The following is a 26,962-nucleotide window of genomic DNA, read 5'->3' as shown; positions in this document are numbered from 1 at the left end:
CCGCCGTGGATCATTCTGTGGAGGAATCAGATCGCCCAGCACCCGACAAACAGGTCAACACAAAAGATTTCAAAAATGACTTAAAAAGGTCGTTGACCTGATATGCAAAGATACGCCAGATTGTATGGGCCGAATATGACGCCACTACATCTGGTATGAAAGCCGGAGAGGACGCAGGGCAGGGACGGAACGCACACGAGTACATTTGTGCAACCGCAGCGGCGGTATCGCGCTCATACGGGCAGCGGTTGGTCCTTTGCGTCTGTCAGGTTCGGCATTGCTGGTGGCTTTGCATTTCCCAAGCCGCAGCGAGGGTTGACGGACAATAAAAGGCGGCGGACATGAAGATTGAAAGAAAATTTACCAAATCAGGGCAGGATGCGTATGCGGAGCTCGATTTCGTCTCGGCAACCTCCGAGATTCGAAACCCTGACGGCACAATTGTCTTTCGTCTGGACAATATCCAAGTCCCCTCAAGCTGGAGCCAGGTGGCCAGCGATGTCATCGCGCAGAAATACTTCCGCAAGGCTGGCGTTCCCAGCAAGCTGAAGAAGGTCAAAGAAAAGGATGTTCCTGAATTCCTGTGGCGCTCGGTCCCGACTGACGATGCCGAGTTCGAAGGTGAGACATCTTCGAAACAGGTGTTTGACCGTTTGGCAGGCGCTTGGGCCTATTGGGGCTGGAAGGGTGGCTATTTCTCAACCGAGGAAGACGCGCGCGCCTATTTTGACGAAATGCGCTACATGCTAGCGACCCAGCGCGCCGCGCCGAACTCGCCGCAATGGTTCAACACCGGTCTGCACTGGGCTTACGGGATCGACGGCCCGGCACAGGGACATCACTATGTCGACTATAAAACCGGCAAACTGACCAAGTCGAAATCCGCTTACGAGCATCCGCAGCCGCATGCTTGCTTCATCCAGTCCGTCGATGATGATCTGGTGAACGAAGGCGGCATTATGGATCTGTGGGTGCGCGAGGCGCGCCTGTTCAAATATGGCTCGGGAACCGGCACCAATTTCAGCCATCTGCGCGCAGAAGGCGAAGCGTTGTCGGGTGGCGGTAAATCCTCAGGCCTCATGGGCTTTCTCAAGATCGGCGACCGCGCCGCTGGCGCGATCAAATCAGGCGGGACAACCCGTCGAGCAGCAAAGATGGTGATCGTCGATGCGGATCACCCGGACATCGAGCAATTCATCGAATGGAAGGTGATCGAAGAGCAGAAGGTGGCCTCGATCGTTGCCGGATCGAAGATGCACGAGAAGATGCTGAACGGCATTTTCGAGGCCATCCGCAGCTGGGACGGCGCGCAGGACGATGCGTATGATCCCAACAAGAATGATAGTTTGAAGAAAGCGGTGCGTGAGGCCAAAAAGGTCGCGATCCCCGAGACTTACATCAAGCGCGTGCTGGACTATGCGCGGCAGGGTCACGACAGCATCGAATTCCCCACCTATGACACGGACTGGGATTCGGAAGCCTACAGCTCGGTCTCGGGTCAGAACTCGAATAACTCGATCCGCGTGACCAACGCGTTTCTGACCGCTGTTGAGAAAGACGCCGATTGGGAGTTGATCAACCGCACCGACGGCAAGGTCGCCAAGACCGTAAAGGCACGCGATCTGTGGGAGAAAGTCGGCCACGCAGCATGGGCTTGCGCTGATCCGGGCATCCAGTTCCATGACACGGTCAACGAATGGCACACATGCCCAGAAGATGGTGAGATTCGCGGCTCGAACCCGTGTTCGGAATATATGTTCCTGGACGACACGGCCTGTAACCTGGCGTCCATGAACCTGCTGACCTTCCTGAAGGATGGTGAGTTCCAGGCGGCCGATTACATGCATGCGGCGCGCCTGTGGACCCTGACTCTGGAAATCTCTGTGACCATGGCGCAGTTCCCGTCGAAGGAAATCGCCAAACTCTCCTATGATTTCCGTACCTTGGGTCTGGGCTATGCGAACATCGGCGGCCTCCTGATGAACATGGGCTACAGCTACGACTCGGACGAGGGTCGGTCGATCTGTGGCGCGCTTACTGCAATCATGACCGGTGTGGCCTATGCGACCTCTGCCGAGATCGCCGGAGAGCTGGGTCCGTTCAAGGGTTATGAGCGCAACGCGGACCACATGCTGCGCGTCATTTGCAACCACCGCCGTGCAGCGCAAGGCGTGACCAATGGATATGAGAAACTGGCCGTAAAGCCGGTGCCTCTGGACCACAGCAACTGCCCGGACAAACGTCTGGTCGATCTGGCCATGTCGGCATGGGACGAGGCACTGAGCCTTGGTGAACAAAACGGCTATCGCAACGCGCAGGCCACCGTGATCGCGCCCACCGGCACCATCGGTCTGGTAATGGATTGTGACACTACAGGGATCGAGCCGGATTTTGCTCTGGTAAAGTTCAAGAAGCTCGCGGGCGGCGGTTACTTCAAGATCATCAACCGCTCGGTGCCGTCGGCGCTGGAGAAGCTGGGCTATTCCTCGTCTCAGATCGAAGAGATCGTGGGCTACGCGGTTGGCCACGGCACGATCGGCAACGCGCCGGGGATCAACCACACCTCGCTGACAGGTCATGGATTTGGCCCGAATGAGCTGGCCAAAGTGGATGCCGCGCTGGAAAGCGCCTTCGACATCCGGTTCGTCTTCAACCAGTGGACACTGGGTGAGGATTTCTGCACCGGCGTTCTGGGCATCCCGGCCACCAAGCTGAATGATCCGACCTTCGATCTGCTGCGCCATCTGGGCTTCACCAAGGCAGATATCGACGCAGCCAACGATCATGTCTGCGGAACCATGACGCTGGAAGGCGCTCCGCATCTGAAGGAAGAGCATTATTCGATCTTCGACTGCGCCAACCCGTGCGGCAAGAAAGGCAAGCGTTTCCTTGGGGTTGATAGCCACATCACCATGATGGCTGCTGCCCAAAGCTTCATCTCGGGCGCGATCTCGAAGACGATCAACATGCCGAATGATGCGACCATCGAGGATTGCCAGAAGGCTTACGAACTGTCGTGGTCGCTGGGTGTGAAAGCCAACGCGCTCTATCGTGACGGCTCGAAGCTTTCGCAGCCTCTGGCCGCAGCGCTGGTTGAGGATGACGACGAGGCGGCGGAAGTTCTGGAGAGCGGCTCGACGCAGGAAAAAGCTGTCGTTCTGGCCGAAAAGGTCATCGAGAAGGTTGTAGTCAAGGAGATGATCCGCAGCCATCGCGAGAAACTGCCGCATCGCCGCAAGGGCTATACCCAAAAGGCGATCGTTGGCGGCCACAAGGTCTATCTGCGCACCGGTGAGTTCGAAGACGGCAAGCTGGGCGAGATTTTCATCGACATGCATAAGGAAGGCGCTGGCTTCCGGGCGATGATGAACAACTTTGCCATCGCGGTCTCGGTCGGCCTGCAATACGGCGTGCCGCTGGAAGAGTTCGTCGACGCCTTCACCTTCACCAAGTTCGAACCGGCTGGGATGGTGCAGGGCAACGACTCGATCAAAAACGCGACGTCGATCCTGGACTACATTTTCCGCGAACTGGCCGTGTCCTATCTGGATCGCACCGACTTGGCCCATGTGAAACCCGAAGGCGCGAGCTTCGATGATCTGGGTCGCGGTGAGGAAGAGGGCGTTTCGAACGTTTCTGAGATCAGTGACACTGCAGCGTCCAAGTCCTTGGAAGTGTTGAAGCAAATCAGTTCGACAGGCTATCTGCGGAAACGCTTGCCGCAGGATCTGGCGATGTTCAATCCGCAAGCCGAGCTCAACGGAATGTCCGAACCGGCAGCCGCGTTTGAAGCGTCGGCAGAAACGGCCGTGGCGACCGGCATGGACGCACGGACCAAAGCCAAAATGCAGGGCTATGAAGGGGACCCTTGCGGCGAATGCGGAAACTACACGCTGGTGCGCAACGGCACCTGCATGAAGTGCAACACCTGCGGCGCGACAAGCGGGTGTAGCTGAGTTTAGCACCCTGGCAACCCGGGGTGCAGGGGTCGGTCGCTGCGTTATGTACCGGCCCCGACGAATACGGAGCATGGCGCTGAGACTTACCATCAAAGCCATGTTCCACTCGGCCGACATGCCCGTGTTGGCCGGGAACAGGGTGGGGCGGAATATTGCTCCCTCCCACTCTTTCACGGGGCGGGTGCGCTCGCCCCATGCGCAGTCCAGGCCGCAGGCAAAAAAATACCGGGCGGTCAACGAAATGAGCCTGGAAGGCGAAACTGACAGGGGGCTTCGGCCCCCTTTCTTTTTGTCCAACGACCGGCTGCTAAGCTGAGTTTTGCCAGATCACCTCAAAACCGTCGGGCAAGTTCTGCCGAGGCGCGATGGGGGATTTTTGCCCGGCAACAAGTCGCAGAGGCGACTCGGTCAAACACGCGGAGATTGGCGCGAAGCAGGCGTGATCTCGTTATGCGGGTGACGCTGGCCCGGTCCTGAGGTTTCTTGCGCTCGTCCGGACGCAAAACCCAAATATTCACTCAGGAGGCAAACTTATGACACCGAAATATCTGACCGCTCTCGCGGCTGTAGTACTTGCAATGCCCACTCTGGCCGCTGCGCAATCGGCTGCAGACGCAAATGGAGACGGCGTGCTGACCATCGAAGAGGTTCAAGCCGTCGTGCCCGAGGTTAACGCTGATACGTTTTCGGCCATGGATGCAAATGGGGATGGCGCATTGGATGCGGATGAAATCGCCATCGCGCAAGAAGCCGGTTTGCTGCCCCCAAGCAACGGCTGATTGCTGAGATAATTTAGCGGCCCGAGTAAAATCGGGCTGCTTTTCAACTTGTTACAACGGTAAGTGGATGTTGAATTTGGCGCGAATTTCCGCGTCCAGCAGAGGGTCGAAATTCGCTGCAGACGGGCTGGAGAGTATTTCGTTTTTCCGCGCGATTGCCTTTTCGATCAGGTCAGGCTTGTCCAATTCGGCCCATTCTTTGGGTGAGGTGCGGTCGCCGAACGTTGGATACACATAATCCGCCTGCATCCGGCTGAGCGTCGCATCCGTGCCCAAATAGTGGCCAGGGCCGCCCAGGCAAACCTCGGCGATCTGATCCAGCGCCAGAGTTTCGTCTGAAACTTCGATCCCACGCACGCAACGCTGCGCTTGTCCGATCAGGTCGTCGCCCAGGATCAGGCTTTCAAGACAGAACCCCAGAAGGGACGCATGCATACCGGCGGCCTCATAGATCATGTTGGCACCAGACAGGCCGGTCATGACGTTCGAACACATCTGCTCCCATCCGGCTTGCATGTCGGGTAGTTTCGAATCTGACGCTCCGGCTGCGGTTCCGCCCGGAAGGTTGTAGAAGTTGTGCATCTGGGCGCATCCTGCGCTCAGCAGCGCCTGTTCGCCCGATCCCACGGACATCGCCCCGGTGCGCAGGTCCAGACCGAACGGCCATGTGCCAAAGATGGCGGGCGCGCCGGGCACCACGGCGTTTACGTAGACCAGACCGGCCAGGCATTCCGCGGTCGCTTGAGTGATTGCCCCTGCGATGGTCGACGGTGCAGTTGCTCCGGCCATGCCAGCAGACAGCAACAGGACCGGCATCCCGGCTTTGATGACCGCTTCCATGACTTCGCAGCTTTCGGTTGCGAATTTCATGGGCGGCACAACAAAGCAGTTCGAATTCGAGATAAACGGACGTTCGCGCCATTTATCTTCTCCGCCAGCGATCATGTGGATCATTTCCATCGCCGGGGCGACGTGGCTGGGTTCTGTAAAGGATGTGCCGATATGTTTGAACGTACCTGCGCATGCCGCGTAGATCGTGTTCAGGTCCATCTCGAGGTTGTCGGCGATGTCACGACACACCATGGGGCGCTGAACGAAGTGGATATTGTCGAGCTGCTCGCAGATGCGAGAAGCATCGTGCAGGTCCTGCACGGTCGAGTCGCGGTAATTCCGCCCATCCACATCGACCATGCTGACCGCGGCACCCGCCGTGCCGTAGTGAACCTTTGTCCCGCTCAGCTCCAGATCCGTCTTGCCGTTTCGACTATACAGAGTGACCGAGCGGTTTGCCTTTGCGATCGTGTCCTCGACCAGTGCGCGAGGGAAACGAATGCGCCCATCGTCGCCTAGAGTGCAGCCAGCGCCCACCAGATAGTCGATCCCGCTTTGCGGAGCGTCCGCCAGCCCTATGGTTTCCAAAGCCTGAAGCGCCGCTTCGTGAATACGCTCCATCTGCGCTTGGGTCAGAGGCTTGTAGGTGCCGCCCTCCATCCCCGGGCGGACCGGGCGCAGGTGGTCGGGCAGGGCTGCGGCGCGGGCGGCACGACGCGCTGCGCGTCCGCCAGTTCTTGCAGAGCTGCGAGTTTGTTCGTTCATTTTAGGTATCCGATTATTCAGGTGATTGAGATTGCGATCAAAATCAGACCTGTGCTGGGCGTCCCCGTGCCGCACGCCCACGATCCGCGCCAATGGTGCGGCTGATCAGACGTATTTTCCAAACTTCGTTGTGCATTCAGTTCCTCGGACTTTCAGCCCTATCCTGAGCAGCGGTAGATTTAAGTCTGTTCTGTTTGCGACCTCACTGTCAATTATGTTGCTTTCTCGGTCACATGACGTTTGCCCATTGTCTTTTCCACAGGACTGCTTTTATTGTGTCCGAACGGGCTTGGCGATTTTGACGCCCATAAGTCCCGCTTTTTTGAGTTTCGCTGCTGTGCCGCATGTGATGATCGATCTTTCACGGCACGGCAGGCCGATTGTGCCCCCATCGGGGCAATGGAGTGCCTGAGCCCGGAAAATTCTGGGCGAAAGGAATAAATGGGCAGGCAGCGACCAAGATCGCGCCTGTCGGAGAAGAACCGCGATGACGCGCGCGCAACGTTTGAGAGACCGGGCAGGGGGCCACAGCGCCAGACCCTGCCGCGCGCCGTCTGATATCGCCCGTACAAGACACCTCCCCAAAAGTGCCTGTCCGCCTGGATGGGTCAGGACAACGCGTTTGGCGCGGTGCATCAAGGACACATGGCTAAGAAAATGCTTATCGATGCCACCCACGCCGAGGAAACTCGGGTTGTGGTGGTTGACGGAAACAAGGTCGAGGAGTTCGATTTTGAATCCGAAAACAAACGCCAGCTTGCTGGCAATATCTATCTAGCAAAAGTTACCCGGGTCGAACCGTCTCTGCAGGCGGCGTTCGTGGACTATGGCGGCAATCGCCATGGTTTCCTGGCGTTTTCTGAAATTCACCCCGACTATTATCAGATCCCCGTCGCCGACCGTGAGGCACTGATGGAGGAAGAGCGCGCCTATGCCGAGGCGATGAAGGCGCGTGATGAGGCCGAGGAAGCCAAGCCCAAAAAACGCCGCTCGCGGTCGCGCAGCAAGGCGGTGGATGTCAAGTCGAACGACCCGGTCGAGACCTTGGATGTCTCGTCCGAACCAACGGGTATGGAGACCATTGATCTCGACGACAGCGAAGAGAGTGATGATCTGACAGTGCCCGAGGGGACCTCTCCGATGGAGACGGTCGCCGAGACGCCGGTGGAAGAACCTGCTGAGGATGAAGCGTCTGAGGCCACTGACGCTCCGGCTGCCGAGGAAGAGACTGCTGAGGTTGAGGCGGTTGAGGTCGAAACCGTTGAGGCGACCTCTGATGAGCAGGCCGAAACCGAGGCGGAAGATCAGCGCGAAGCGGCAGTTGAATCGGAAGAAGCCGAGGCTGACGCTGAGGAAGCCGCGCAGGCGGAGTCTGAGGCAGAAACCACTGAGACAGAGCCTGCCGAAGGCGACGACTCCGACGACGAAGATAAAAAGTCTGATGCGACCGCCAAGGATGATTCGATTGAATCGGTTGCGGACGAAGACGACAGCGAGGACATTCGCCCTCCGCGCAAGCCGCGCCCGCGTCGTTACAAGATCCAGGAAGTGATCAAAGTGCGCCAGGTTCTGCTGGTGCAGGTCGTCAAGGAAGAGCGGGGCAACAAGGGTGCCGCGCTGACCACCTATCTGTCGCTGGCCGGTCGCTACTGCGTCCTGATGCCCAACACCGCACGTGGCGGCGGCATCAGCCGCAAGATCACCAATGCGCCCGACCGCAAGAAGCTGAAGGAAATCGCAGCCGAGATCGACGTGCCAACTGGCGCGGGCCTGATCATCCGGACCGCAGGCGCCAAACGCACGAAATCCGAAATTAAGCGCGACTATGAGTACCTGCAGCGCATGTGGGAGCAGATTCGCGAGCTGACGCTGAAGTCTATCGCGCCCGCAAAAATCTATGAGGAAGGCGACCTGATTAAACGGTCGATCCGTGACCTCTATAACCGCGACATCGACGAGGTCTTGGTCGAAGGCGAGGGCGGTTACCGCATCGCCAAGGACTTCATGAAGATGATCATGCCGTCGCACGCAAAGAACGTGAAACGGTATGAGGACGCGTTGCCTCTGTTCGCGCGCTATCAGGTGGAAACCTATCTGGCCGGGATGTTCAACCCGACCGTGCAGCTGAAATCCGGTGGCTATATCGTGATTGGCGTGACCGAAGCGCTGGTGGCGATCGACGTGAACTCGGGCCGGGCGACCAAGGAAGGCTCGATCGAAGAAACCGCGCTCAAGACCAACCTTGAGGCGGCCGAGGAAGTGGCGCGCCAGTTGCGTCTACGGGACCTTGCCGGTCTGATCGTCATCGACTTCATCGATATGGACGAGCGCAAGAACAACACGGCGGTCGAAAAACGCCTGAAGGACAAGCTGAAAACCGACCGCGCGCGTATTCAGGTGGGTCGTATCTCGGGCTTTGGCCTGTTGGAGATGAGCCGCCAGCGCCTGCGCCCCGGTATGCTCGAGGCGACGACGCAGCCATGCCCGGCCTGTCATGGCACCGGTCTAATCCGCTCGGATGACAACATGGCTCTGTCGATCCTGCGCCAGATCGAAGAGGAAGGCACCCGGCGCCGCTCACGCGAGGTTCTGGTGCGCTGCCCGGTCAGCATTGCCAACTTCCTGATGAACCAGAAACGCGAACATATCGCCCAGATCGAGGCGCGCTATGGTCTGTCCGTGCGCGTCGAGGGCGACATGCATCTGGTCAGCCCCGATTTCTCGCTAGAGAAGTTCAAGACCGCCAGCCGGATCGTGCCCGAAGCGACCGCTCCGGTCGTCTCGGTCGATGCGTCACTGATGGATCTGGTTGACGCAACCGAAGAGGAAGAGGCCGAAGAAGAGGCGGTTCAGGCCGAAGAAGAAGCCAAGCCCAAGCGCAAGCGTCGTCGTCGTCGCCGCAAGAAGGGTGGCAACGATCAGCAAGAGGCTGAGGCATCGGAAGCGGCTGAAGATAGGGCTGCCGAGGCTCCCTCGGAAGACGCTCCTGAGGCATCGGACGAGGACGAAAAGCCTGCCAAGCCCAAGCGTCGCCGTGCGCCGCGTCGCAAGAAGAAAGACGTGGAAGCCGAAGCGCAGGATGCCCCCGAACAGGTGGCTGAGGCCCAGGAAGACGCCCCGGTGGAAACGGCCGATGTGGTTGCTGAAACTGAGACGGCTCCGGAACAGGCCGAAGAGGCTCCGGCGGACGTCGCTGAGGTTGCCGAAGCCACACCGGAACCAGCTCAAGACGCCGCAGAACCTGCTGAGGCGGTTGAAGCGGCAGCGCCTGCCGAGGCGGTGGAAGCAGAAGAACTGGTCGAAGCTCAACCGGCTGAGGAGCCCGCTCCAGTCGAAGAACCTGTTCCGGTCGAAGAGGTTGCCGAGGTTGAAGCCGCACCCGTAGTTGAGGAAACCCCAGCCGAACCCGTTCTGGAAACGGTTGCGGAAGAGCCGGAACAACCGGCGGAGCCGCCCAAGCCTAAACGGCGCGGCTGGTGGTCGCTCGGAAGCTAAAATGAGAAGCTAAAAAAGAAAAGGCGGGCTTGAGGCCCGCCTTTTTCGATTCGATTGCTTGCGACTTAGCCCGCTTTTTGGATCAGATACACCTGATGGCCGTTCTCTTCGCCTTGCGACAGTAGGGTGTGGCCGCTCTCCGAACAAAAATGCGGGACATCAACAATCGCCGCAGGATCATCCGCCAGCACGCGCAATACTGCTCCACCGGGCAAGGACTTCAACCTTTTGCGCGCTTTCAACACAGGCAAGGGGCACAACAGGCCCAGGGCATCGAGGGTTTCAGTAGGATTAGACATAAGGCTCAGATATTTCGCCCAAGGCGCAGTGTCCAGCGCGCAACCACGATGATGTGACTTAATAGCCCCGTGACGAAGCCGCCTTCTTACCATATGTGCTGAAACATGTTCGGAATAGATATCATCGACGCGGGTCTGCTGCCTGCCATGTTCATCGCCCTGATCGGCGGTTTGATCAGCTTTCTGTCGCCTTGCGTGCTGCCTATCGTGCCGCCGTACCTGGCGTATATGAGCGGCGTCAGCATTAACGAAATGCAAGATCAGGCCCGCGCCCGGCGCAAGGCGACTTTGACCGCCTTGTTCTTCGTTCTGGGTCTGTCGACCGTATTCCTGCTGCTTGGCTTTACAGCCTCGGCCTTTGGGGCGTTTGTTCTGAAAAATCAGGTTCTTTTCGCCAAGCTCTCGGGTGCGGTGGTGATTGTCTTTGGTCTGCACTTTCTGAACGTGTTCCGTATCCCTCTACTGGATCGCGAGGCGCGGGTGGAAACCGGAGACTCCGGCGGCTCGGTCTTTGGCGCCTATATTCTGGGTCTCGCATTTGCCTTTGGCTGGACGCCGTGCATTGGCCCTCAGCTAGGCGCGATCCTGTCGCTGGCCGCATCTGAGGCATCAGTCGCACGGGGTACTTTGTTGCTCGGCGTCTATGCGGCGGGTTTGGGTATTCCGTTCCTGTTGGCTGCGATGTTCCTGAATCGCTCGATGGGCGTCATGAACCGGATAAAACCCTATATGGGCACGATCGAGAAGGTCATGGGCGGGCTTCTTCTGTTCGTGGGCATCATGCTGATCACGGGCCTCTTCACCGAATTCAGCTGGTGGCTGCTGGAAACCTTCCCGGCGCTGGCGGTTCTGGGCTGATCCACCTTACCTTGGCCGCAATGCTGCGTTAACCTGCGCAGCAGAAGGTAAGGCCATGAGCAGTCAGATAAATCAGCCACAGCTGCGCAGGCGGCATGTGTTTTACATTCCCGGCTACGACCCGATCCCCGCGCGGCGCTATCGCGAGCTGTACCGGACCGAGTCGCAAGCGCAGGCTGAGATTTCGGGATATCAGGTCGCGCTTGCGCCAAGGACGGGCGATGGCCCATTTGGCTGGCATGTTTCATCCGTTCAGGACGGGGTTGAGGTTCAAGCGGATATCGAGGTTCTGGTCTGGTCCGATATCGTTCAGGACAGCATGTCGGGCTCGATTCTGGCGACCTATCGGCAGCTTGGTCAGACGGCATGGACCTATATCTCAACGGGTACGTTAAAACGGCTGCGGCAACTCAGGAAGGGCCCGGTGATAGCGGCGCTCTATCCGGTGGGGATGCTGCAGCTGCAACTTCTCGCCGCCGTGTTGGTCGTGATCCTTGCGGTCACTCTAGTTGGATGGTGGGGGTTGCTGCCGGGTTTGGCTATGGCCTACGGCCTACTGCGCTGGTTCCGCAAAATCGACAATCGGCTTTTCGCCTATTACCTGATGCATGATTACGCATACTCGGCGCAATTTCAGGGGGAGGTTCCGGGCAAACTGCAACACCGCCTGGATGAGTTCGCGGATTTGATTGCGGCTGCGCTAAAGACCGATGTGGATGAGGTTCTGGTCGTCGGCCATAGCTCGGGCGCGCATCTTGGCGTTTCAGTTCTGGCGGATGTTTTGCGCAGACAGACCGCAGGTGGGCCAGCACTGTCGTTTCTGACACTCGGGCAAGTGGTGCCAATGGTCTCGTTCCTGCCCAAGGCACAGAAACTCAGGTCGGATCTTCAGTTCCTGTCTACGCAAGCGACTTTGACATGGGTGGATGTCTCAGCACCGGGGGATGGCTGTTCTTTCGCCCTATGTGATCCGGTCGCCGTTAGCGGTGTCGCGGGTCCCGCCAAGAAATGGCCTTTGGTCCTGTCCGCCGCCTTTACACAGACGCTCTCGCCCGAGCGATGGAAAGCCCTGCGGTGGAAGTTCTTCCGGCTGCATTTTCAATACCTCTGCGCCTTTGATCGACCGGGAACCTATGATTATTTTCGCATCACGGCGGGACCTCTGACACTGGCGGAACGGTTTAAGGACCGCGCGCCGTCGAACAGCCGGATCGAGACGCCTGTTTCCAAACACACGGATACGAGCCGATGAAGCCGCCCAAGCCGCAGTCTCGCCCGGATCGAGTCTCTCTCTGGCGCTATCTAAAATTGTTTCGGCAGGACCTGTTGTCGGCGCAGCCTCAACGCCTCTATCGCGCGTGGATGGCCGAGTTTCGCACGCCGTTCTTCCGGTCCTACATGATCAATCAACCGGATTTGGTGGATGAGGTCCTCAAGAAACGCCCGGATGATTTTCCGAAATCCCATCGTATCAGTGAAGGGCTGCGGCCATTGCTGGGGGAGTCCGTGTTTCTGACCAACGGCGCGGTATGGAAACGTCAGCGCCGTATTATTGACCCCGCATTTGAGGGCGGACGGCTCAAGGATACATTCCCTGCCATGCGCGCGGCCGCTGATGCTTGTGTGGATCGGCTGCGCCCTTTGACGGGATCGCAAGTCGAGTGCGAACAGATAACCAGCCATGCTGCCGCCGATGTGATTTTCCGAACTCTGTTTTCCGTGCCTATCGAACACGAAATCGCCGCACAGGTATTTGACAGGTTCCGAGCGTATCAGCGCGAGCAGCCTTTGTTGAACCTAGCCGCTTTTGTGCCGCTCCCGCGTTGGTTGCCCCGGTTTCATTCTCGAAAGACGCGTGGGACAGCGCTAGAGATCCGCGCCCTGATTGCCAAACTTACGAAAGATCGGGCTGCGGCGATTGCTGCGGATCGCGCGCCTGATGATCTGGCAACCAAGATCATGACGACACCTGACCCGGAAACCGGCAAGTGTTTTGAGCCGGAGGAGATGGTCGATCAGGTTGCGATCTTCTTTCTGGCCGGACACGAAACCAGCGCCTCGGCTTTGGCTTGGACGCTCTACCTGATGGCGCTGTACCCCGAGTGGCAGGAGAGACTGGCGAAAGAAGCTGAAGCGCTTGAGGATCGGTCTTTCGCAGTGATGTCCAAGCTGAAACTCAGCCGGGATGTGTTCCGTGAGGCCCTGAGGCTCTACCCGCCGGTGCCGATGATGGTCCGGCAGGCCAGTTGCCCCGCGAGGTTTCGCAAAAGAGACGTTCCAAAAGGGTCACAGATCGTCATCAGCCCGTGGCATCTGCACCGGCAGGAGCGGCTGTGGGACAACCCGGATGAGTTCGATCCCAATCGCTGGGGCACGGAAAACGGCAAATCCTGTCAGCGCGAGGCCTATATACCCTTCTCGACAGGCCCTCGCGTTTGTCCTGGGGCCGGGTTTGCGATGGTCGAGGGGCCCTTGATCCTGTCCACATTGCTGCGCCATTTCAGATTCGAAACAATCCTGGAAAAAACGCCTGTTCCGGTGGCTCATCTGACGGTCAGATCGCGGGATGGCATATGGTTGCGCGTGGTTGAGCGCTAACAAACTACCATCACCCATAACTGTGCTGTATGCGGTGAAGGAAATCGGAATCAGTCTTGAACGGGAAAATACTATGTCCAAAGCAGAACAGCGCGCGCAGATGTCAGATGGAGCAGGCTTTATTGCAGCACTGGATCAAAGCGGCGGATCAACCCCGAAAGCTCTGGCACTCTACGGTGTGGATGCCGCGCAATACGCCTCGGAAGAGGAGATGTTCGGCGAAATCCAGAACATGCGCGCGCGGATCATCCTGGCGGATGACTTCACCAGGGACAAAGTGATCGGTGCAATCCTGTTCGAACGCACCCTTGGCGAAGAGATCGATGGCCGCAAGGTGGCCGCTTACCTGTGGTCCGTCAAAGGGATCGTTCCGTTCCTGAAAATCGACAAGGGTCTGGAAGAGACTGCAAACGGTGTGCAGATGATGAAGCCGATCCCGGGGCTGGCCGAGACTCTGGCCCAAGCGGAAGGCGTGTTTGGCACCAAGGAACGCTCGGTCATTCATGAGGCCAACGCCGAAGGCATCGCCGCCGTTGTTGCCCAGCAATTCGACGTGGCCCGCGTTGTGACCGGCGCTGGTATGGTGCCGATTGTCGAGCCTGAGGTGAACATCAACTCGGAAACCAAGGCCGAGGCCGAAGATATTCTGAAAGCCGAAATCCTGAAAAATCTCGACCAACTGGCCGAGGGGCAGGAGGTCATGCTGAAGCTGACCATCCCAAGCTCTGCGAACCTCTATGACGAGGTGGCCGATCACCCGCGCGTTCTGCGCGTAGTGGCCTTGTCAGGTGGTTACTCGACCGAGCAGGCCTGTGATCTGCTGGGGCAAAACGGCAAAATGATCGCGTCCTTCTCGCGCGCGCTGACCGAGGGGCTTTCGAAACAGCAATCGGATGCGGAATTCAACGCCGCCCTCGGCAGCAATATCGACAAGATTTTCAAAGCGTCGGCCTAACGCTTAAACCGGTTTGACGAAATCGCGGCGCATCTGTTCCGCTTTTTCTCGGCTGACGCAGCCTATCGCGTGATCATTGATCAGCCCCATCGCCTGCATGAAGGCAAAAACGGTGGTGGGGCCGACAAACTTCCATCCCCGCTTCTTCAGGTCTTTCGACATCGCGACCGACTCGGCTGAGGTACTGGCGGTTTGTGGCTCTGGCGGTGAGGTCGGTTCATACCGCCAGACATACGCCGAGAGGGAACCCTCCTCCGCCACCAACTCCTGCGCGCGACGGGCGTTGTTGATCACGGCTTCGATCTTGCCGCGATGGCGGATGATACCGGCATCTTGTAGAAGGCGTTCGCTATCTGTGTCAGAAAACTCGGCCATCTTGTTGAAATCAAAGTCGCAAAAGGCCCGGCGAAAATTCTCGCGCTTGTTCAGGATCGTGCGCCAGCTGAGGCCGGACTGAAAACTCTCAAGACACAGTTTTTCGAACAGTCGTCGATCATCGGACACCGGGTAACCCCATTCCGTGTCATGATAGTCGAAGAACTCAGGCGCCGCTTGGCACCATGCGCACCGGGCGAGGCCATCAGGACCCAAAACGGTTTTGCTCATGAGTGTACCTATTTTGTTCTCAATCACGCTACACTCAAAACACAAGCTCTGACAAGCGTCAAAGCTTGTCGCTGTCGCTAACACGCGATATGTCCGGTGTATGTAACATGCGATCTGTCCGGTTCTATTCTGTCTCTGAGAGGAGGCGTTATGAACCGAGCAGAAGTGTTACAGGAAGTTCGACTGATGAAGTTTGAAGATGTGTATTCGCGGCGAAGCGCGAACAAGCTGACGCAAGAACAGGCGGCTGAGATACTGGGTGTATCCGTGCGCACCGTCAGGCGTTGGGAGGATCGATTTGAGGCGGATGGTGCAGAAGGTCTGTACGACCGTCGGCTTGGCAAACTGGCCAACAATCGTGTTGCCACGGATAAGGTCATGGAGATGCTTGAACTGTTTGATACCAAGTACTGGGATTACACGCCGAAGCATTTCCACGAGAAGCTGGTGGCCCACCATGGTTTCACACAGAGCTACAACTGGGTGCGGCTTACACTGCAGCGCCACGGCCGGGTTCAGGCAGCACCCCGACGAGGTGCCCATCGGCGCAAGCGGCCCCGCCGTCCGATGGTTGGCATGATGTTGCATCAGGACGGCTCCAGCCATGAATGGGTTCCGGGTCAGTGGTGGGATCTGATCGTCACCATGGACGATGCCACCAACCGGGTTTATTCGGCATTCTTTGTCGAGGAAGAAGGGACGATGAGCAGTTTTCAGGGGCTGACAGAGGTGATCGAGGCGCAAGGTCTGTTTTGCTCGCTCTATGCCGATCGGGGCTCTCATTACTGGCATACGCCCGAAGCGGGCGGCAAAGTGGACAAGGACAATCTGACCCAGGTCGGGCGCGCCTTGCAGCAACTCGGCATTGAGCTGATCCCGGCCTATTCACCGCAGGCCCGTGGACGGTCTGAACGCATGTTTGGCACGTTCCAGAACCGATTGCCGCAGGAACTGCGGTCCCATGGGATCACAACCATTGAAGAGGCCAATCAGTTCCTGAAAGAGGTCTATCTTCCCGAACACAATGCCCTGTTTGCAAGGGAGCCGGAGGATACGACCTCGGCCTTCGTGCCGTTTACAGGCAATGTGCGCGACACCCTGTGTGTGCAGGAAGACCGCGTCGTCGGCAACGACAATACGGTGCGCTACAAGGGCCTGGTCATGCAGATCGCGGCAGACAGGCACCGTCATCATTTCGTCAAGGCGAAGGTCAGGGTCCACGAATACCCCGATGGTCAACTGGTCATCTTCCACGGCCCGAGATGCATTGGCCGCTACCAGCCTGACGGATCACCCATCACACAGGAGGATAGCAAACACAAAGTCGCGTGACCCGCTTCGACGTGGCGCGAACGCGGTGGCCCAAATCTACGGTCGCCTACGGCTCCCTCCGAATTGGGCCACCGCGCAATCAACTGAAGCGGACAATTGGCATGTTACCTACACCGGACAATTCAGAATGTTCTCGACAGCGTCAAAGCTTGTCGCGGTACCAGTTCAGAACGAAAACCCGAATGGCCGATGCCAACCCTGTTTCAGGGTCCCGTGCAACATCAATATCTGCAGCCAAAGCATTGATGGGTTGTTGTTTTTCTTCGGCAATATCGCGAAACGCACGCCAGAATTCATCCTCAAGCGAGACTGACGTTCGGTGCCCCTTAAGGGTCAGAGAGCGTTTGACCGGAGGGCCGCTCATTCATCCAGCTCGTGATTGTCCAGATCGCGGCTCTGCTTGTCTTTTTGCAGCTTCACGACCTGTTTTTCGGCCTGGCTGCGCCCGTAGGCGACCGCATTTTGATCCGCGCGGGCCTTTTTTTCGGCCCGCGCTTTCTGTTTCCGATACCGGTTCAAGTTGACCGGCTTACCCATCAGTCTTTCGGGCCGATCATCTTTTCGGGGCGCACAACGGCGTCAAAGGTTTCTTCATCGACAAAGCCCAGCGCGATGGCCTCTTCCTTGAGGGTCGTGCCGTTCTTATGCGCCGTTTTGGCAACCGTGGTGGCGTTGTCATAGCCAATGGTGGGTGCCAGAGCGGTCACCAGCATCAGAGATTCCTTCATCAGCTTGTCGATGCGCGGCTCGTTGGCTTGAATGCCCGACAGCATCCGTTCAGTGAAGCTGTCGGTGGCGTCGCCCAGCAGTTGGATCGACTGCAGCAAGTTGTAGGACATCATAGGGTTATAGACATTCAGCTGGAAATGACCCTGAGAGCCCGCAAACTTGATCGCAGCATCATTGCCCATGACATGTGCGGCAACCTGAGTGAGCGCTTCAGCCTGTGTCGGGTTCACTTTACCGGGCATAATAGACGATCCTGGCTCGTTTTCAGGCAGAATCAGCTCGCCCAGACCCGAGCGGGGGCCGGAACCTAGCAGGCGAATGTCGTTAGCAATCTTGTAGCAAGACCCGGCGATGGTCGCCAATGCACCCGACAAGAAGACCATGGCGTCATGCGCGGCTAGGGCTTCAAATTTGTTCGGAGCGGTTACAAAGGGCAGGCCAGTAATTTCAGCCATGTTGGCGGCGACGGCTTCGTCCCATCCACCATGGGTGTTCAACCCGGTTCCAACGGCGGTGCCACCCTGCGCCAGCTCGTAGATCCCGGGCATTGCAGCCTCAACGCGGGTAATGCCCTGACGGATCTGATGGGCGTAGGCTCCGAATTCCTGTTCCAGCGTCAGCGGAGTCGCATCCTGCGTATGAGTGCGACCGATCTTGATGATACCCGCGAATTCAGCCGCCTTTTTCTCAAGCGTTTCGGCAAATTTGGTAAGACCGGGCAGCAGCACGTCGCGTACGCTGACCGCAGTTGCGATATGCATGGCGGTCGGGAATGTGTCGTTCGACGATTGGCCCATGTTGCAGTGATCATTGGGGTGAACTGGGTCTTTCGAGCCGATGACACCGCCCAAAATCTCGATCGCACGGTTTGCGATCACTTCATTCGAGTTCATGTTGGACTGCGTGCCCGAGCCGGTCTGCCATACGACCAGAGGGAAGTTGTCGTCGAACTTGCCCTCAATCACCTCACCGGCGGCCTGAATGATCGCGTCGGCGATCTTAGCGTCCAGCTTGCCGGTCGCTTTGTTCTCCATTGCGCAGGCTTTTTTGATCACGCCCAGAGCGCGCACGATGGCCACGGGTTGCTTCTCCCAGCCGATGGGGAAGTTCATAATCGAGCGCTGCGTCTGCGCCCCCCAGTACTTGTCAGCGGGAACCTCGAGCGGGCCAAAGCTGTCGGATTCGGTGCGGGTCTGAGACATCGGGTACTCCGTCTGGTATGCAGTTGTATGCCGTTTAGCCAAGGCAGCGACGCAACGCAATTGGCCAGTTGCGCGCAGCTTAAACTCAACAAAACCCAAGGTATAGGCGCAAGGCGGGTGAAATTGTTCCAATCGCGCGCGCAAGCCCCATTGTGCGCGCCTGCCGCTGAGCTACAATATATAAATGGCCATGGTGGAGGATGAAATGCCAATGTCAGCTCGGATGATCCCGTTGAAAACCATGCTTTTGGCCATAGGGCTGATCCTGCTTGGTACGCTGGCGAACGCCTCTAGCGTCGCGCCGTTCGTTGGGGACTATACCGGGTCAGCCAATGTGGTTGATGAGGATGGCACTGCGACGCCTCGGGACATGAGCGTGTCGATCCATGAGACCCGCAACGGGTTCAATGTCAGTTGGACCACAACGACCTACAAGCTGGACGGGCGGGTCAAGCAGCAGAAATTCTCGGTGGATTTTGTGCCCTCGGACCGGCCCGATGTGTTTTCGGCTGCCATGCAACGGAATGTGTTCGGCCACGAGGTACCTCTGGACCCGATGAAAGGTGAACCTTTTGTCTGGGGCCGGATTGAGGGGGACACAATGACCGTGTTTTCCCTGTTTATTGATGCGCAGGGCGGCTACGAGTTGCAGCAATATGATCGCACGATAGCCGAGGGCGGTTTGAACCTGTCTTTCTCGCGCTTCATCAACGGAGACAAATCCCGCGCGGTCGAGACCTTTTTGCAAAAACAATAAACCCCGCGACGGGCGCGGGGTTTGATGGATTACTTGCGGAAGCTGTCCAATGAGACGACGTCGGCGTCGTGATGAACCTCGGGTTCTTCGACCTCAATTGTCTCTTCTACGAAATCCTCTTCCGTGTCGTCATCCTCGGGACCTTCAAAGCGCAGGCCGAATTCGACGGACGGGTCTACGAAGGTTTTGATAGCCGTGTAGGGGATATAGAGCGGTTCCGGCGCGTCGCCGAAATTCAACGTAATCGCAAAGCCGTTTTCGCCGACCTCGAGGTTTTCGAACCAATGTTGCATCACGATCGTCATCTCTTCGGGATAGCGGTCACGCAGCCAGTCCGCGATGTCGACGCCGTCTTCTCTTGTATCGAACGTGATGAAGAAATGGTGCGCGCCTGGTAGCCCGGTTTCAGAGACACCGGTCAGAACGGTTTTGATCAGCCCGCGCATGGCGGTGTGCATCAGGTTTCCATAGTCGATGTCTTGCGACATGTGTCATCCTCGAAAGTGGTTGTATCCAGCATAGGCGTTTTAGCTGGAAACGAAAGGGCGGGTATCGCCGGATTGATCATAATAGCTGGATAGCGATGCCAGCGACGGACATCAGTGCCAGAACCGTTGCCATCCCTAATTTTGCCAGAAAAATCAATACCCCAGCGGCGACAGTGAGCGCAGCCGCAGTGAGGTTTAGCGAGTCCCACCCAGGCAAGGGTATCGAGACAGGCCCCCAACTGTACTGCGTGAGCGCACCGAATAGAACGTTCAAGGCGAACCACACGGAGAGGTTGAGAATCACACCTACGACGGCTGCCGTTATGCCATGCAAAGCGGCAGAGAGCCGAGGGCGGGTCGCCAGTTTGTCCAAGTACGGAGCGGCGAGAAAGATCCAAAGGAAACACGGAACGAACGTCGCCCATAGCGCAACCGCACCTGCGGCGAAGGCCAGCGAGACCCCTCCGTTGATTTGTCCGGTCAGCATCGCGACGAATTGCGTGACTAGAATCAACGGCCCGGGGGTGGTTTCCGCAAGGCCCAGCGCGTCGATCATCTGACCGGTGCTGATCCATTGATATTGATTGACCACCGTCTGCGTCATGTAGGCCAAAACAGCGTACGCTCCGCCAAAGGTCACCACGGCTAGACGGGCGAAGAACCATCCCAAGTCGCTGAGCAATTGATGACCGGACAGGGACAGGAGGACCAATGGTCCGAGCCAGAGCGGCACCCAAATGGCAACCGTGCGTAGGGTGCCGGAAAAACTTGCGCGTGGGGAGGTGTCTTGCTGCGCAACGGGTCCTTTGAACGACACGTAGCCCCACAGAGCGGCGGCCAAAATGATCAGTGGAAAGGGCAGGTTGAACAGGAAGATACCCAGGAATCCGATCCCCGCGAGGAGGCGGTGTTCCATGTCGGTCAATGCTTTTCGTGACAGCTTCAGGAGCGCTTGAAGGACGATCACGATGACCGTGGCCTTGATCCCCAGAAAACCGGCTTGCACAAGGGGCAGGGTGCCGAAGCTCGCATAGAGCAGAACCAGCGCAGAGATGACTATTGCCCCCGGCAGAACAAAAAGGGTGCCTGCAATCAACCCTCCGGTCACGCCCCGAAGACGCCAGCCGGCATAAGTGGCCAGCTGCATCGCCTCTGGCCCCGGCAGCAACATACAAAGAGACAAGGCGCGCAAATAGGTTTCCTCGGACAGCCAAGCGCGACGGTCCACCAACTCCTGATGCATCAAGGATATCTGCGCCGCAGGTCCGCCGAAGGACAAAAGGCCAATTCTGCCGAAGACCAGAACAAGTTCGCGCACTGAAGGCGTCATGTCACGTTAGCCCAACGGTCAAAATGCGCTCGGACAGCTGGTTTTTTCGATCACGAAGCATGACCCATTTCCCCGCAATGGCGGCCGTGCGCCGAATGCGCGCGGCACGTATGGCCTTAGCTATCGCTTCAGAAACTTGGGGGTCAAGGCGGCTTAAGTGTTCAGCTCCAATCCAGTCGCTGACCGGTCATGCAGACGGGCAGGGTATCCTGCGGAAACTGACCAAGCTGTTCAAAAAACGATATGAAATCGAACTGGTTGTAGGCCTCGACCATCTTGTCGCCTTTGAAGCGGGCCATGACTTGGCCCGTCACCTCCAGCGGGGCACCATTGTCAGCGCGGAAGGTTTTGACGTGCAGAATGCCGGACACCCAGTCCCCGCTTTCGATGATCTTTGGCAGCTCGACCGAGATGTCACCCAGAATATGCCGGAAGGCCATCACCAGATCGCGAAAATCATCGGCCCCGACCTGCATTTCGGGGATCAGCCCCTCGGCCATGGTGTCCGGTGCAAAATATTGATCAATCGCATCGGTATTCCCTTGTTCCCAAACTTCGGCATACCACGCTTTCAAGATATCTGAGTGGGTCATCCCGGCCCTCCTGTCTGTCTGAGATGACTTTGGACAAAAGGAATGAATAAACTCTGAATCTACGCTGAAAGAGAAAAATAAATACAGACATAAAGATGTGGGGGAAATGCAGGTTTCTGTTGCCAGGTACCTGCGAACCCCGCCTTACGCGGCTAGGCGCAAGGGCTTAAGTTTCGGTCTTGTTACTGCTTACGCAGCAACTGCAACCGGAGCACGATTGTCGTTTGCAATTGTACTAGTTTCGCCGATAACGGTGGCAGACAGCCGAGACAAAGCTAACCCCTTTAGACGTTCGTCGATCCTATTTCGGCCCCAAAATCCTCAAACGAAGGATGGTTGGTGGAGCCGCCGGGTACCGCCCCCGGGTCCGATCCGCTTATTACGAGCGCGTTTATGTCCATAGTCCCGAAGGACAGACCTTATATAGGTGAGGAGATTTCGGGATGCAAACCCGGAAACGCCTGTAGAGCATTGTAAATCACGGAGTGCGGTTCAGGTTTGCAGCGATCAGCCAGACGGCCAGGACCAGCTCAATTCCTCCGAAAATCATGGCCTTGGCAAGCGGTGGATTGTCCAGCAGCACCGACACGAACCGCCCCAAAGCCGCCCCGGCATAGGCGACGCCCAGCATGGCATAGGCCATGGGGTGGTTCAGCCAGATCACGGCAATGCCGGTGACGACAAACAACCCTCCGACCGAGGCGCGCATCTCGCTCAGGCCCATGGTGCTGTTCGTCGGGGCCAGATCCAGCGCCGTCGCGGTGTGCAAAGGCGCGAGAAAGCCGAACAGGCCAAAGCCGATGGTCAGCAGGGCCGCGATGACGTTGAGGATATGTACCATGATCGTGCCTTTATCCGGTTACACCGCATAGGCGGCGTCAAAGAAGTCTTTCTCCAGCTCGACCGCCCGGTGGAACAGCCTTGTCACCTCGGCTTGCGCGTCAGGCGTCAAGGTGGGCCACGTCTTGTCGAGCTGCCCGCGCAGATACTCGACCACGCTTTCAAAGCCTTCTCCGGCATGTAGCGTGATCCATTCCGCGAACCAGAAGGGTAAATCGGGTTTCGGCGGATTTTCCGGGCTGGCCCAGCTGAGATAGACCCATTCGGCGACAACCAGCACTGCAAGCATGTTCTCATACCGGCCCGAGGCCGCAGCCTCCGCCATCAGGTCCTGAAACGCCTTAGTGGCGGGGGCAGCGTCGGTGCTGGGTTGTGTGCCCAGAGCCTCGAGCGAGCGCAGGAAGTAGGTGTTTTCAGGACCGGTAATCACCGCTAGAAATTGCGCGGCCAGAACGCTGTCGGCCAAGGTGGGCGCGTGTGCGATGGCGCTGGCCAGCAGGCGGACGAAGCCGTCGACGAACTGATAGTCCTGTTGCAGATACCAGCGCATCTTGTCCTCGGGCAGGGTGCCGTCTGACAGCTCGCGCGTGAAGGCATGGGTTGTTGCCGCCTGCCAGTCGGCAGCTTTGCCCTGGCGCAGCATTTCCGTGGGGCGCGTGTTCTGGGACACTTCGAAAACTCCTAACTTCTTTCAAAGCAGGACAAAGCGGTTTTTCGGAACATGTGCAAGGTGTTCACGCGGCGACTAGATTGCGGACCAAAGCCCCAGCACGCCGACCAAAATCAGGCTGAGTGCCCAGATGAGTTCAAGGTTGAACCAGGTGCGTGAGAGGAATTGCAGCCCAAGCCAGCGATAGACGCCATAGGCCAGAAGACCGCCTCCTAGGATCATTGCCGCCGTGTGGAGCGCGGCCACGGCCAGAACCAGCAGGGTGTTCGTTGTCATGATCTGAGAGATGGCCTGATGCCCGGCGTCCAGCTCATCCAAATTGCACAGGCCCAAATAAATCGGAACCAGCATCAAGGCTGCGCCATGTGCCAGCGCGACCAAAAAGGACCACAGCGCGAGTTTACTGGGCGGCACGCGTGACAAAAACCGAGGGTGGTTGCGCGTGACGGCAATATACAGCCCCATCGCAATGACAATCAGCGCGGCCCCGATGCGGATTTCACGTTGGTAGTCGATCAACACAGCCATCATCGCAAACGGCAACAAGACACCCAGCATCGCCAGGAAATGACCGCCCGCAAGGGCCGCCAACGCGCGCCAGAGCGCCGATTGGCGCTGCTCCATCAACGCGGAAGAGACAGCAAGCGGCCAGCCCATGCCGGGATTCAGCCCGTGATAGGCACCGCTGAGAACAACGGCCAGCCAGAGGCCAGCCGTTGATGTCATTAGAAAATCCAACTCAGACCGAGGGGTAGCAGAAACTGTCGGTCGAACAGTCTCCACCCTCCAGCCGGATCTGGTGGCTGCGATAGCCTTCGGGGAACTCGACCCAGAACTTGGAGTCCAGCGTCAAGCCACCGTTCTCGCCGACATCCGCCTTTACCATGGCTGCACCGCGTTCGCCGGGATAGAATTGGTCGTCCCATGTAGAATAGAGCGAGTTGGTCCAGTAGACCCGTTTCCCGTCGCGGCTGATTTCAACCATCTGCGGGCCATAGCCAAAGTCCTGACCGTTCGGATGTTTGGTCTTTTTGACGATCCCGCCAATTTCGACCTTACCTGCCAGTGTCGGGTTCATCGGGTCCGAGACGTCATATTGGTGCATCTCACCGGTGCCCCAGCAGGCGACATAGAGGTACTTGTCGTCGAGGCTCAGATCGATATCCGTCACCAGCGGCGGAACGGCCGAGAAACCTTTCAGCAAGTCTGGCAGGTCATCCGGGTCGGCGGGTTGTGGGTCGATGGTAATTGTCTTCTTGGCCTCAAACGTGCCGTCGTCGTTTCGCCACCATGTGAAGATCGCGCCTTGCAGGTTGGTTGTGTCCACAACGACGCCGCAAAACCCGTACTGCTTGACCGGATCGTGTGCGGGCCGAATCTCCAACGCCATTTGGTGGTTTTCCCCCAGATCAATGGTTTGGATATTGGTGCGGCTGCGCAGGTTCCAGAAATGGATGCTGTGACCGTATTTGTTCGATAGCAGGTCCTCGGCCACGATTCCGTTTTCGAACTGTGGCGGCAGCCCCCATTCGGAACTGACCATGTAGTCACGCGGTAGGTTCCACCAGAAATCATAGTGCTTGTCCTGCACGCCGCGCTCGATCTCATACCGTCCGATGATCTCGAAACTTTCGCAATCCATGATGAAGATACCCGGAGGGCCGTCGGTCCCGTCCGCGCCGCCACCGCCCAAGGTGCTGACATAGATGCCCTCAGGCCCGCAATGAATGGTGTGAGGGCGAGAATAACCTGTCTTTGCAAAGACTTCTTCGGGTTCGATGATCTTGTGGATCTTGGCCTCTAGCGGGTTCTTCACATCGATCACATAGATCCGGCTGGAGCGGATGCCTGGAATGATCAGATAACGCCGCTCCAGAAACGCGTGGCCCGTCAGCGGTGACAGCGCCGAAGAGCAAGCATTCCAGCCAAAGTGATGAAACTCATCACCTTTTTCCGGCATCATCACCTTGTGCACGATCTTGCCGAAATCGTCAGAAGTTGGATCGACATTCACAACCGCCAGTCCGTCAGGTTGCGAAAAATCCGGGCTGAGCATCAGCGTAAAAGCAAGCGTCTCAGTGGGGCCCTCCATCGCCAGCTTGGCAGATGGGTAAAAGGTTGGGTCCGGTCTTGTGTTCATAACATCCTCCCGTAAGTCATTGATCTTCAATTCGTTCTGAGAGTTCCGGTCTTGGCGCCGGGTGACATCCTGCCTGCTCGTGCTTCCTTTCTGCCTGTTGGTCTGCGTCAGATTTCGGGCCTGAGTGTCAGGCGGTTTTACGTTTGCGCTCGGCCACGTGTCGGGCCAGTTGGCGTGTATAGGTTTCAAGTTCTATCAGCGTCGCGTCTACGGATGGGGCATCGCGCGCCTCAAGCGCGTCGGCGATCTTGGTGTGCAGCGCAATGATCTCTTCGCGCGAGCGCGCGGTGAAGGTGATCATGTTCATCAGAGGCTGCATGGCCTCGACCGCACCCGCCAGTTGATAGGACAGCACTGGATTGTCCGCGCCATCGACCAGCGCGCGGTGAAAGGCGACGTCCGAGGCGCAGAAAGCCTCATCGGTCAGACCTGGCTGAGCCTGACGAAAGATCTCGGCCCGCATCGTTGCCAGTTGATCCGCAGTGCGACGTTGGGCCGACAAAGCCGCGCAGGCGCGCTCCAGCGCATACCTCGCCTCGCACGCTGTGTCGAAACTAACGGCGTTCATCGACAGCAGCAGGGTCGAGGTGGTAATTTGCTGCGAATAGGCGTCCTCAAAGCTGATCCGGTTCACAAAGGCCCCGCCGGTTGCACCGCGTTGGGTTCGGATCAGGGACTGCGCTGCCAAGCGCTTCAGGGCCTCGCGTACCGTAGGTCGCGACACCTGGAACTGATCCGCAAGCTCTGATTCGGAGGGCAGGCGCTCATCCACGATCAATTCGCCGGACACAATCGCGTTCCGAATGGCCTGTGCGATCTGGGCAGAGAGGTCTGCGGGATTGGCGGGGTCTATTTTCATTTGTGGCCAGTCTGAAAATTTTATTTGTCTGACATTTAAAAGTCTGACATTTGAAAAGCAAGAGAGTTGAGTCGGAGGATCACATGAGTCGCGCATTATTCCGCAGCGGAATGTGGCTGGCGTTCTATGCTGTGATCCTGTGGGCGTGGTGGGTCATGTTCTCGATGAGCCGAGACATGGATCTGGACTTCATTGGCCGGCCAGGGCCGATGGGACAGGCCATGGCGGCGATGGATCCGCGCATGGATATGTATATGCCCATGGCGGAGTTCGGACCTTTGTTCTGGATGTGGGCGATCATGATGGCGGCGATGATGTTGCCGACGCTGGTGCCGACGCTCCGCAGCTATGACGACCTGATCCGCAGCGCCAATGGTACGCGGGCTGGATGGCTGGGCGTTCTGGCCGGGTATTTCATCGTCTGGGTGGGATTTGCGGCGCTTATCGCGGGCGTTCAGCTTGCCCTGCTGTTCGGTGGGTTTGTCGACATGCTGGGCATCGCCAAGTCCAATTGGGTGGCCGGAAGGCTGCTGATCGTGGTCGGCGCCTTCCAGTTCACTCGCGCGAAAGAGGTTTGCCACGGCGTCTGTCACGCCCCAATGACGTATTTTTTAAGCCATTGGAAAACCGGCTTTGCGGGCGGTGTGAGAATGGGGCTGGGCCTGGGCGCGTACTGCGTCGGTTGCTGCTGGGGCTTCATGGCGCTCGGCTTTGTCGGCGGCGTCATGAGCCTTTTGTGGATGGGTCTGGCGACCCTGTTCATGGTTTTGGAAAAACTCCCCCAGATCGGGCATGCTGTGACCCGACCCATGGGGTTCATACTGATCGCAGGCGGTGTTGTGCTGCTGATCTATCCCTTTGCTTACGGAGGATAAGC

General features: G+C 57.9%; 24 protein-coding genes and 1 other RNA gene. 10 read left to right on the top strand and 15 right to left on the bottom strand.

Annotation, left to right across the window (positions count from 1 at the left end; genetic code table 11):
* Positions 1-341: 341 nt before the first annotated feature.
* Together ACOERD_RS03055 and ACOERD_RS03050 are read left to right on the top strand one after the other, a co-directional pair.
* Positions 342-3,956: a vitamin B12-dependent ribonucleotide reductase gene (locus ACOERD_RS03055; protein WP_419738014.1), complete on the top strand. Its 3,615-nt coding sequence runs from the start codon at positions 342-344 to the stop codon at positions 3,954-3,956.
* Between the two features lie 536 nt (positions 3,957-4,492).
* Entirely contained in the window at positions 4,493-4,738 is a 246-nt protein-coding gene (locus ACOERD_RS03050; RefSeq protein ID WP_419738013.1) for a hypothetical protein, read from the top strand.
* A 51-nt stretch (positions 4,739-4,789) separates the two neighbouring features.
* On the opposite strand, the gene ACOERD_RS03045 is transcribed toward ACOERD_RS03050, so the two are convergent.
* Positions 4,790-6,334 (bottom strand): trimethylamine methyltransferase family protein, encoded by a 1,545-nt coding sequence (locus tag ACOERD_RS03045; protein ID WP_419738012.1) that lies wholly within the window; start codon positions 6,332-6,334, stop codon positions 4,790-4,792.
* A gap of 645 nt (positions 6,335-6,979) precedes the next feature.
* Between ACOERD_RS03045 and ACOERD_RS03040 the strand changes: the two genes are divergently transcribed.
* Complete coding sequence (locus ACOERD_RS03040; protein WP_419738011.1) at positions 6,980-9,829, top strand: Rne/Rng family ribonuclease; 2,850 nt, start codon at positions 6,980-6,982, stop codon at positions 9,827-9,829.
* 65 nt (positions 9,830-9,894) lie between these two features.
* Here the strand turns inward: ACOERD_RS03040 and ACOERD_RS03035 are convergent, their stop codons facing one another.
* A complete protein-coding gene (locus tag ACOERD_RS03035) occupies positions 9,895-10,128 on the bottom strand; it encodes a sulfurtransferase TusA family protein (protein ID WP_170373795.1) in 234 nt (77 codons plus the stop codon).
* Positions 10,129-10,233: 105 nt separating this feature from the next.
* Between ACOERD_RS03035 and ACOERD_RS03030 the strand changes: the two genes are divergently transcribed.
* The 4 genes from ACOERD_RS03030 to ACOERD_RS03015 all read left to right on the top strand — a co-directional run bounded on the left by ACOERD_RS03030 (position 10,234) and on the right by ACOERD_RS03015 (position 14,539).
* A complete protein-coding gene (locus tag ACOERD_RS03030) occupies positions 10,234-10,986 on the top strand; it encodes a cytochrome c biogenesis protein CcdA (RefSeq protein WP_170373794.1) in 753 nt (250 codons plus the stop codon).
* A gap of 55 nt (positions 10,987-11,041) precedes the next feature.
* Entirely contained in the window at positions 11,042-12,238 is a 1,197-nt protein-coding gene (locus ACOERD_RS03025) for a hypothetical protein (protein ID WP_419738010.1), read from the top strand.
* Entirely contained in the window at positions 12,235-13,584 is a 1,350-nt protein-coding gene (locus ACOERD_RS03020; protein WP_419738009.1) for a cytochrome P450, read from the top strand. Before ACOERD_RS03025 ends, ACOERD_RS03020 begins: the two co-directional genes overlap by 4 nt.
* A gap of 73 nt (positions 13,585-13,657) precedes the next feature.
* Positions 13,658-14,539 (top strand): fructose bisphosphate aldolase, encoded by an 882-nt coding sequence (locus ACOERD_RS03015; protein ID WP_419738008.1) that lies wholly within the window; start codon positions 13,658-13,660, stop codon positions 14,537-14,539.
* Positions 14,540-14,542: 3 nt separating this feature from the next.
* Here the strand turns inward: ACOERD_RS03015 and ACOERD_RS03010 are convergent, their stop codons facing one another.
* Positions 14,543-15,145: a DNA-3-methyladenine glycosylase I gene (locus tag ACOERD_RS03010; protein WP_419738007.1), complete on the bottom strand. Its 603-nt coding sequence runs from the start codon at positions 15,143-15,145 to the stop codon at positions 14,543-14,545.
* Positions 15,146-15,295: 150 nt separating this feature from the next.
* Between ACOERD_RS03010 and ACOERD_RS03005 the strand changes: the two genes are divergently transcribed.
* On the top strand, positions 15,296-16,477 hold the full coding sequence (locus tag ACOERD_RS03005; protein ID WP_419737600.1) for an ISNCY family transposase: 1,182 nt from the start codon (positions 15,296-15,298) through the stop codon (positions 16,475-16,477).
* Positions 16,478-16,619: 142 nt separating this feature from the next.
* Here ACOERD_RS03005 and ACOERD_RS03000 read toward each other — a convergent pair whose 3' ends face one another.
* Genes ACOERD_RS03000 through fumC form a run of 3 tightly spaced genes read right to left on the bottom strand, consistent with a single transcriptional unit; the run spans position 16,620 to position 18,408 of the window.
* Entirely contained in the window at positions 16,620-16,841 is a 222-nt protein-coding gene (locus tag ACOERD_RS03000; RefSeq protein WP_170466824.1) for a ribbon-helix-helix domain-containing protein, read from the bottom strand.
* The gene (locus tag ACOERD_RS02995; protein WP_419738006.1) at positions 16,838-17,014 is read right to left on the bottom strand and encodes a DUF4169 family protein; all 177 of its coding nucleotides are present in this window, start codon (positions 17,012-17,014) and stop codon (positions 16,838-16,840) included. The genes ACOERD_RS03000 and ACOERD_RS02995 overlap by 4 nt, the downstream gene beginning before the upstream one ends.
* Positions 17,014-18,408 (bottom strand): class II fumarate hydratase, encoded by a 1,395-nt coding sequence (gene fumC / locus ACOERD_RS02990; RefSeq protein ID WP_419738005.1) that lies wholly within the window; start codon positions 18,406-18,408, stop codon positions 17,014-17,016. The genes ACOERD_RS02995 and fumC overlap by 1 nt, the downstream gene beginning before the upstream one ends.
* A 205-nt stretch (positions 18,409-18,613) precedes the next feature.
* On the opposite strand from fumC, the gene ACOERD_RS02985 reads away from it, so the two are divergent.
* Complete coding sequence (locus ACOERD_RS02985; RefSeq protein WP_419738004.1) at positions 18,614-19,165, top strand: hypothetical protein; 552 nt, start codon at positions 18,614-18,616, stop codon at positions 19,163-19,165.
* Between the two features lie 29 nt (positions 19,166-19,194).
* Here ACOERD_RS02985 and ACOERD_RS02980 read toward each other — a convergent pair whose 3' ends face one another.
* From ACOERD_RS02980 to ACOERD_RS02940, 9 genes are all read right to left on the bottom strand, one after another.
* Positions 19,195-19,653 (bottom strand): SspB family protein, encoded by a 459-nt coding sequence (locus tag ACOERD_RS02980; RefSeq protein ID WP_419738003.1) that lies wholly within the window; start codon positions 19,651-19,653, stop codon positions 19,195-19,197.
* A 76-nt stretch (positions 19,654-19,729) separates the two neighbouring features.
* On the bottom strand, positions 19,730-20,983 hold the full coding sequence (chrA, locus tag ACOERD_RS02975; RefSeq protein ID WP_419738002.1) for a chromate efflux transporter: 1,254 nt from the start codon (positions 20,981-20,983) through the stop codon (positions 19,730-19,732).
* A gap of 161 nt (positions 20,984-21,144) precedes the next feature.
* Positions 21,145-21,576: an ester cyclase gene (locus ACOERD_RS02970; RefSeq protein ID WP_170458316.1), complete on the bottom strand. Its 432-nt coding sequence runs from the start codon at positions 21,574-21,576 to the stop codon at positions 21,145-21,147.
* Positions 21,577-21,681: 105 nt separating this feature from the next.
* Positions 21,682-22,029, bottom strand: a transfer-messenger RNA (tmRNA) gene (gene ssrA, locus ACOERD_RS02965).
* Positions 22,030-22,054: 25 nt separating this feature from the next.
* Entirely contained in the window at positions 22,055-22,417 is a 363-nt protein-coding gene (locus tag ACOERD_RS02960) for a DUF4345 family protein (protein WP_419738001.1), read from the bottom strand.
* Between the two features lie 18 nt (positions 22,418-22,435).
* On the bottom strand, positions 22,436-23,086 hold the full coding sequence (locus ACOERD_RS02955; RefSeq protein ID WP_419738000.1) for a TenA family protein: 651 nt from the start codon (positions 23,084-23,086) through the stop codon (positions 22,436-22,438).
* Between the two features lie 75 nt (positions 23,087-23,161).
* Positions 23,162-23,812, bottom strand: coding sequence for a hypothetical protein (locus tag ACOERD_RS02950; protein ID WP_170373782.1), 651 nt, complete (start codon positions 23,810-23,812; stop codon positions 23,162-23,164).
* Positions 23,813-23,825: 13 nt separating this feature from the next.
* The gene (locus ACOERD_RS02945; protein ID WP_419737999.1) at positions 23,826-25,226 is read right to left on the bottom strand and encodes a selenium-binding protein SBP56-related protein; all 1,401 of its coding nucleotides are present in this window, start codon (positions 25,224-25,226) and stop codon (positions 23,826-23,828) included.
* A 127-nt stretch (positions 25,227-25,353) separates the two neighbouring features.
* The gene (locus ACOERD_RS02940) at positions 25,354-26,085 is read right to left on the bottom strand and encodes a FadR/GntR family transcriptional regulator (protein WP_419737998.1); all 732 of its coding nucleotides are present in this window, start codon (positions 26,083-26,085) and stop codon (positions 25,354-25,356) included.
* A gap of 83 nt (positions 26,086-26,168) precedes the next feature.
* On the opposite strand from ACOERD_RS02940, the gene ACOERD_RS02935 reads away from it, so the two are divergent.
* The gene (locus ACOERD_RS02935; RefSeq protein ID WP_419737997.1) at positions 26,169-26,960 is read left to right on the top strand and encodes a DUF2182 domain-containing protein; all 792 of its coding nucleotides are present in this window, start codon (positions 26,169-26,171) and stop codon (positions 26,958-26,960) included.
* Positions 26,961-26,962 lie beyond the last annotated feature (2 nt).

Source organism: Ruegeria sp. (assembly GCF_965199275.1).
Lineage (GTDB): Bacteria > Pseudomonadota > Alphaproteobacteria > Rhodobacterales > Rhodobacteraceae > Ruegeria.
The sequence above is the reverse complement of the archived record's forward strand: the minus strand, read 5'-3'. Positions and strand labels throughout refer to the sequence as shown.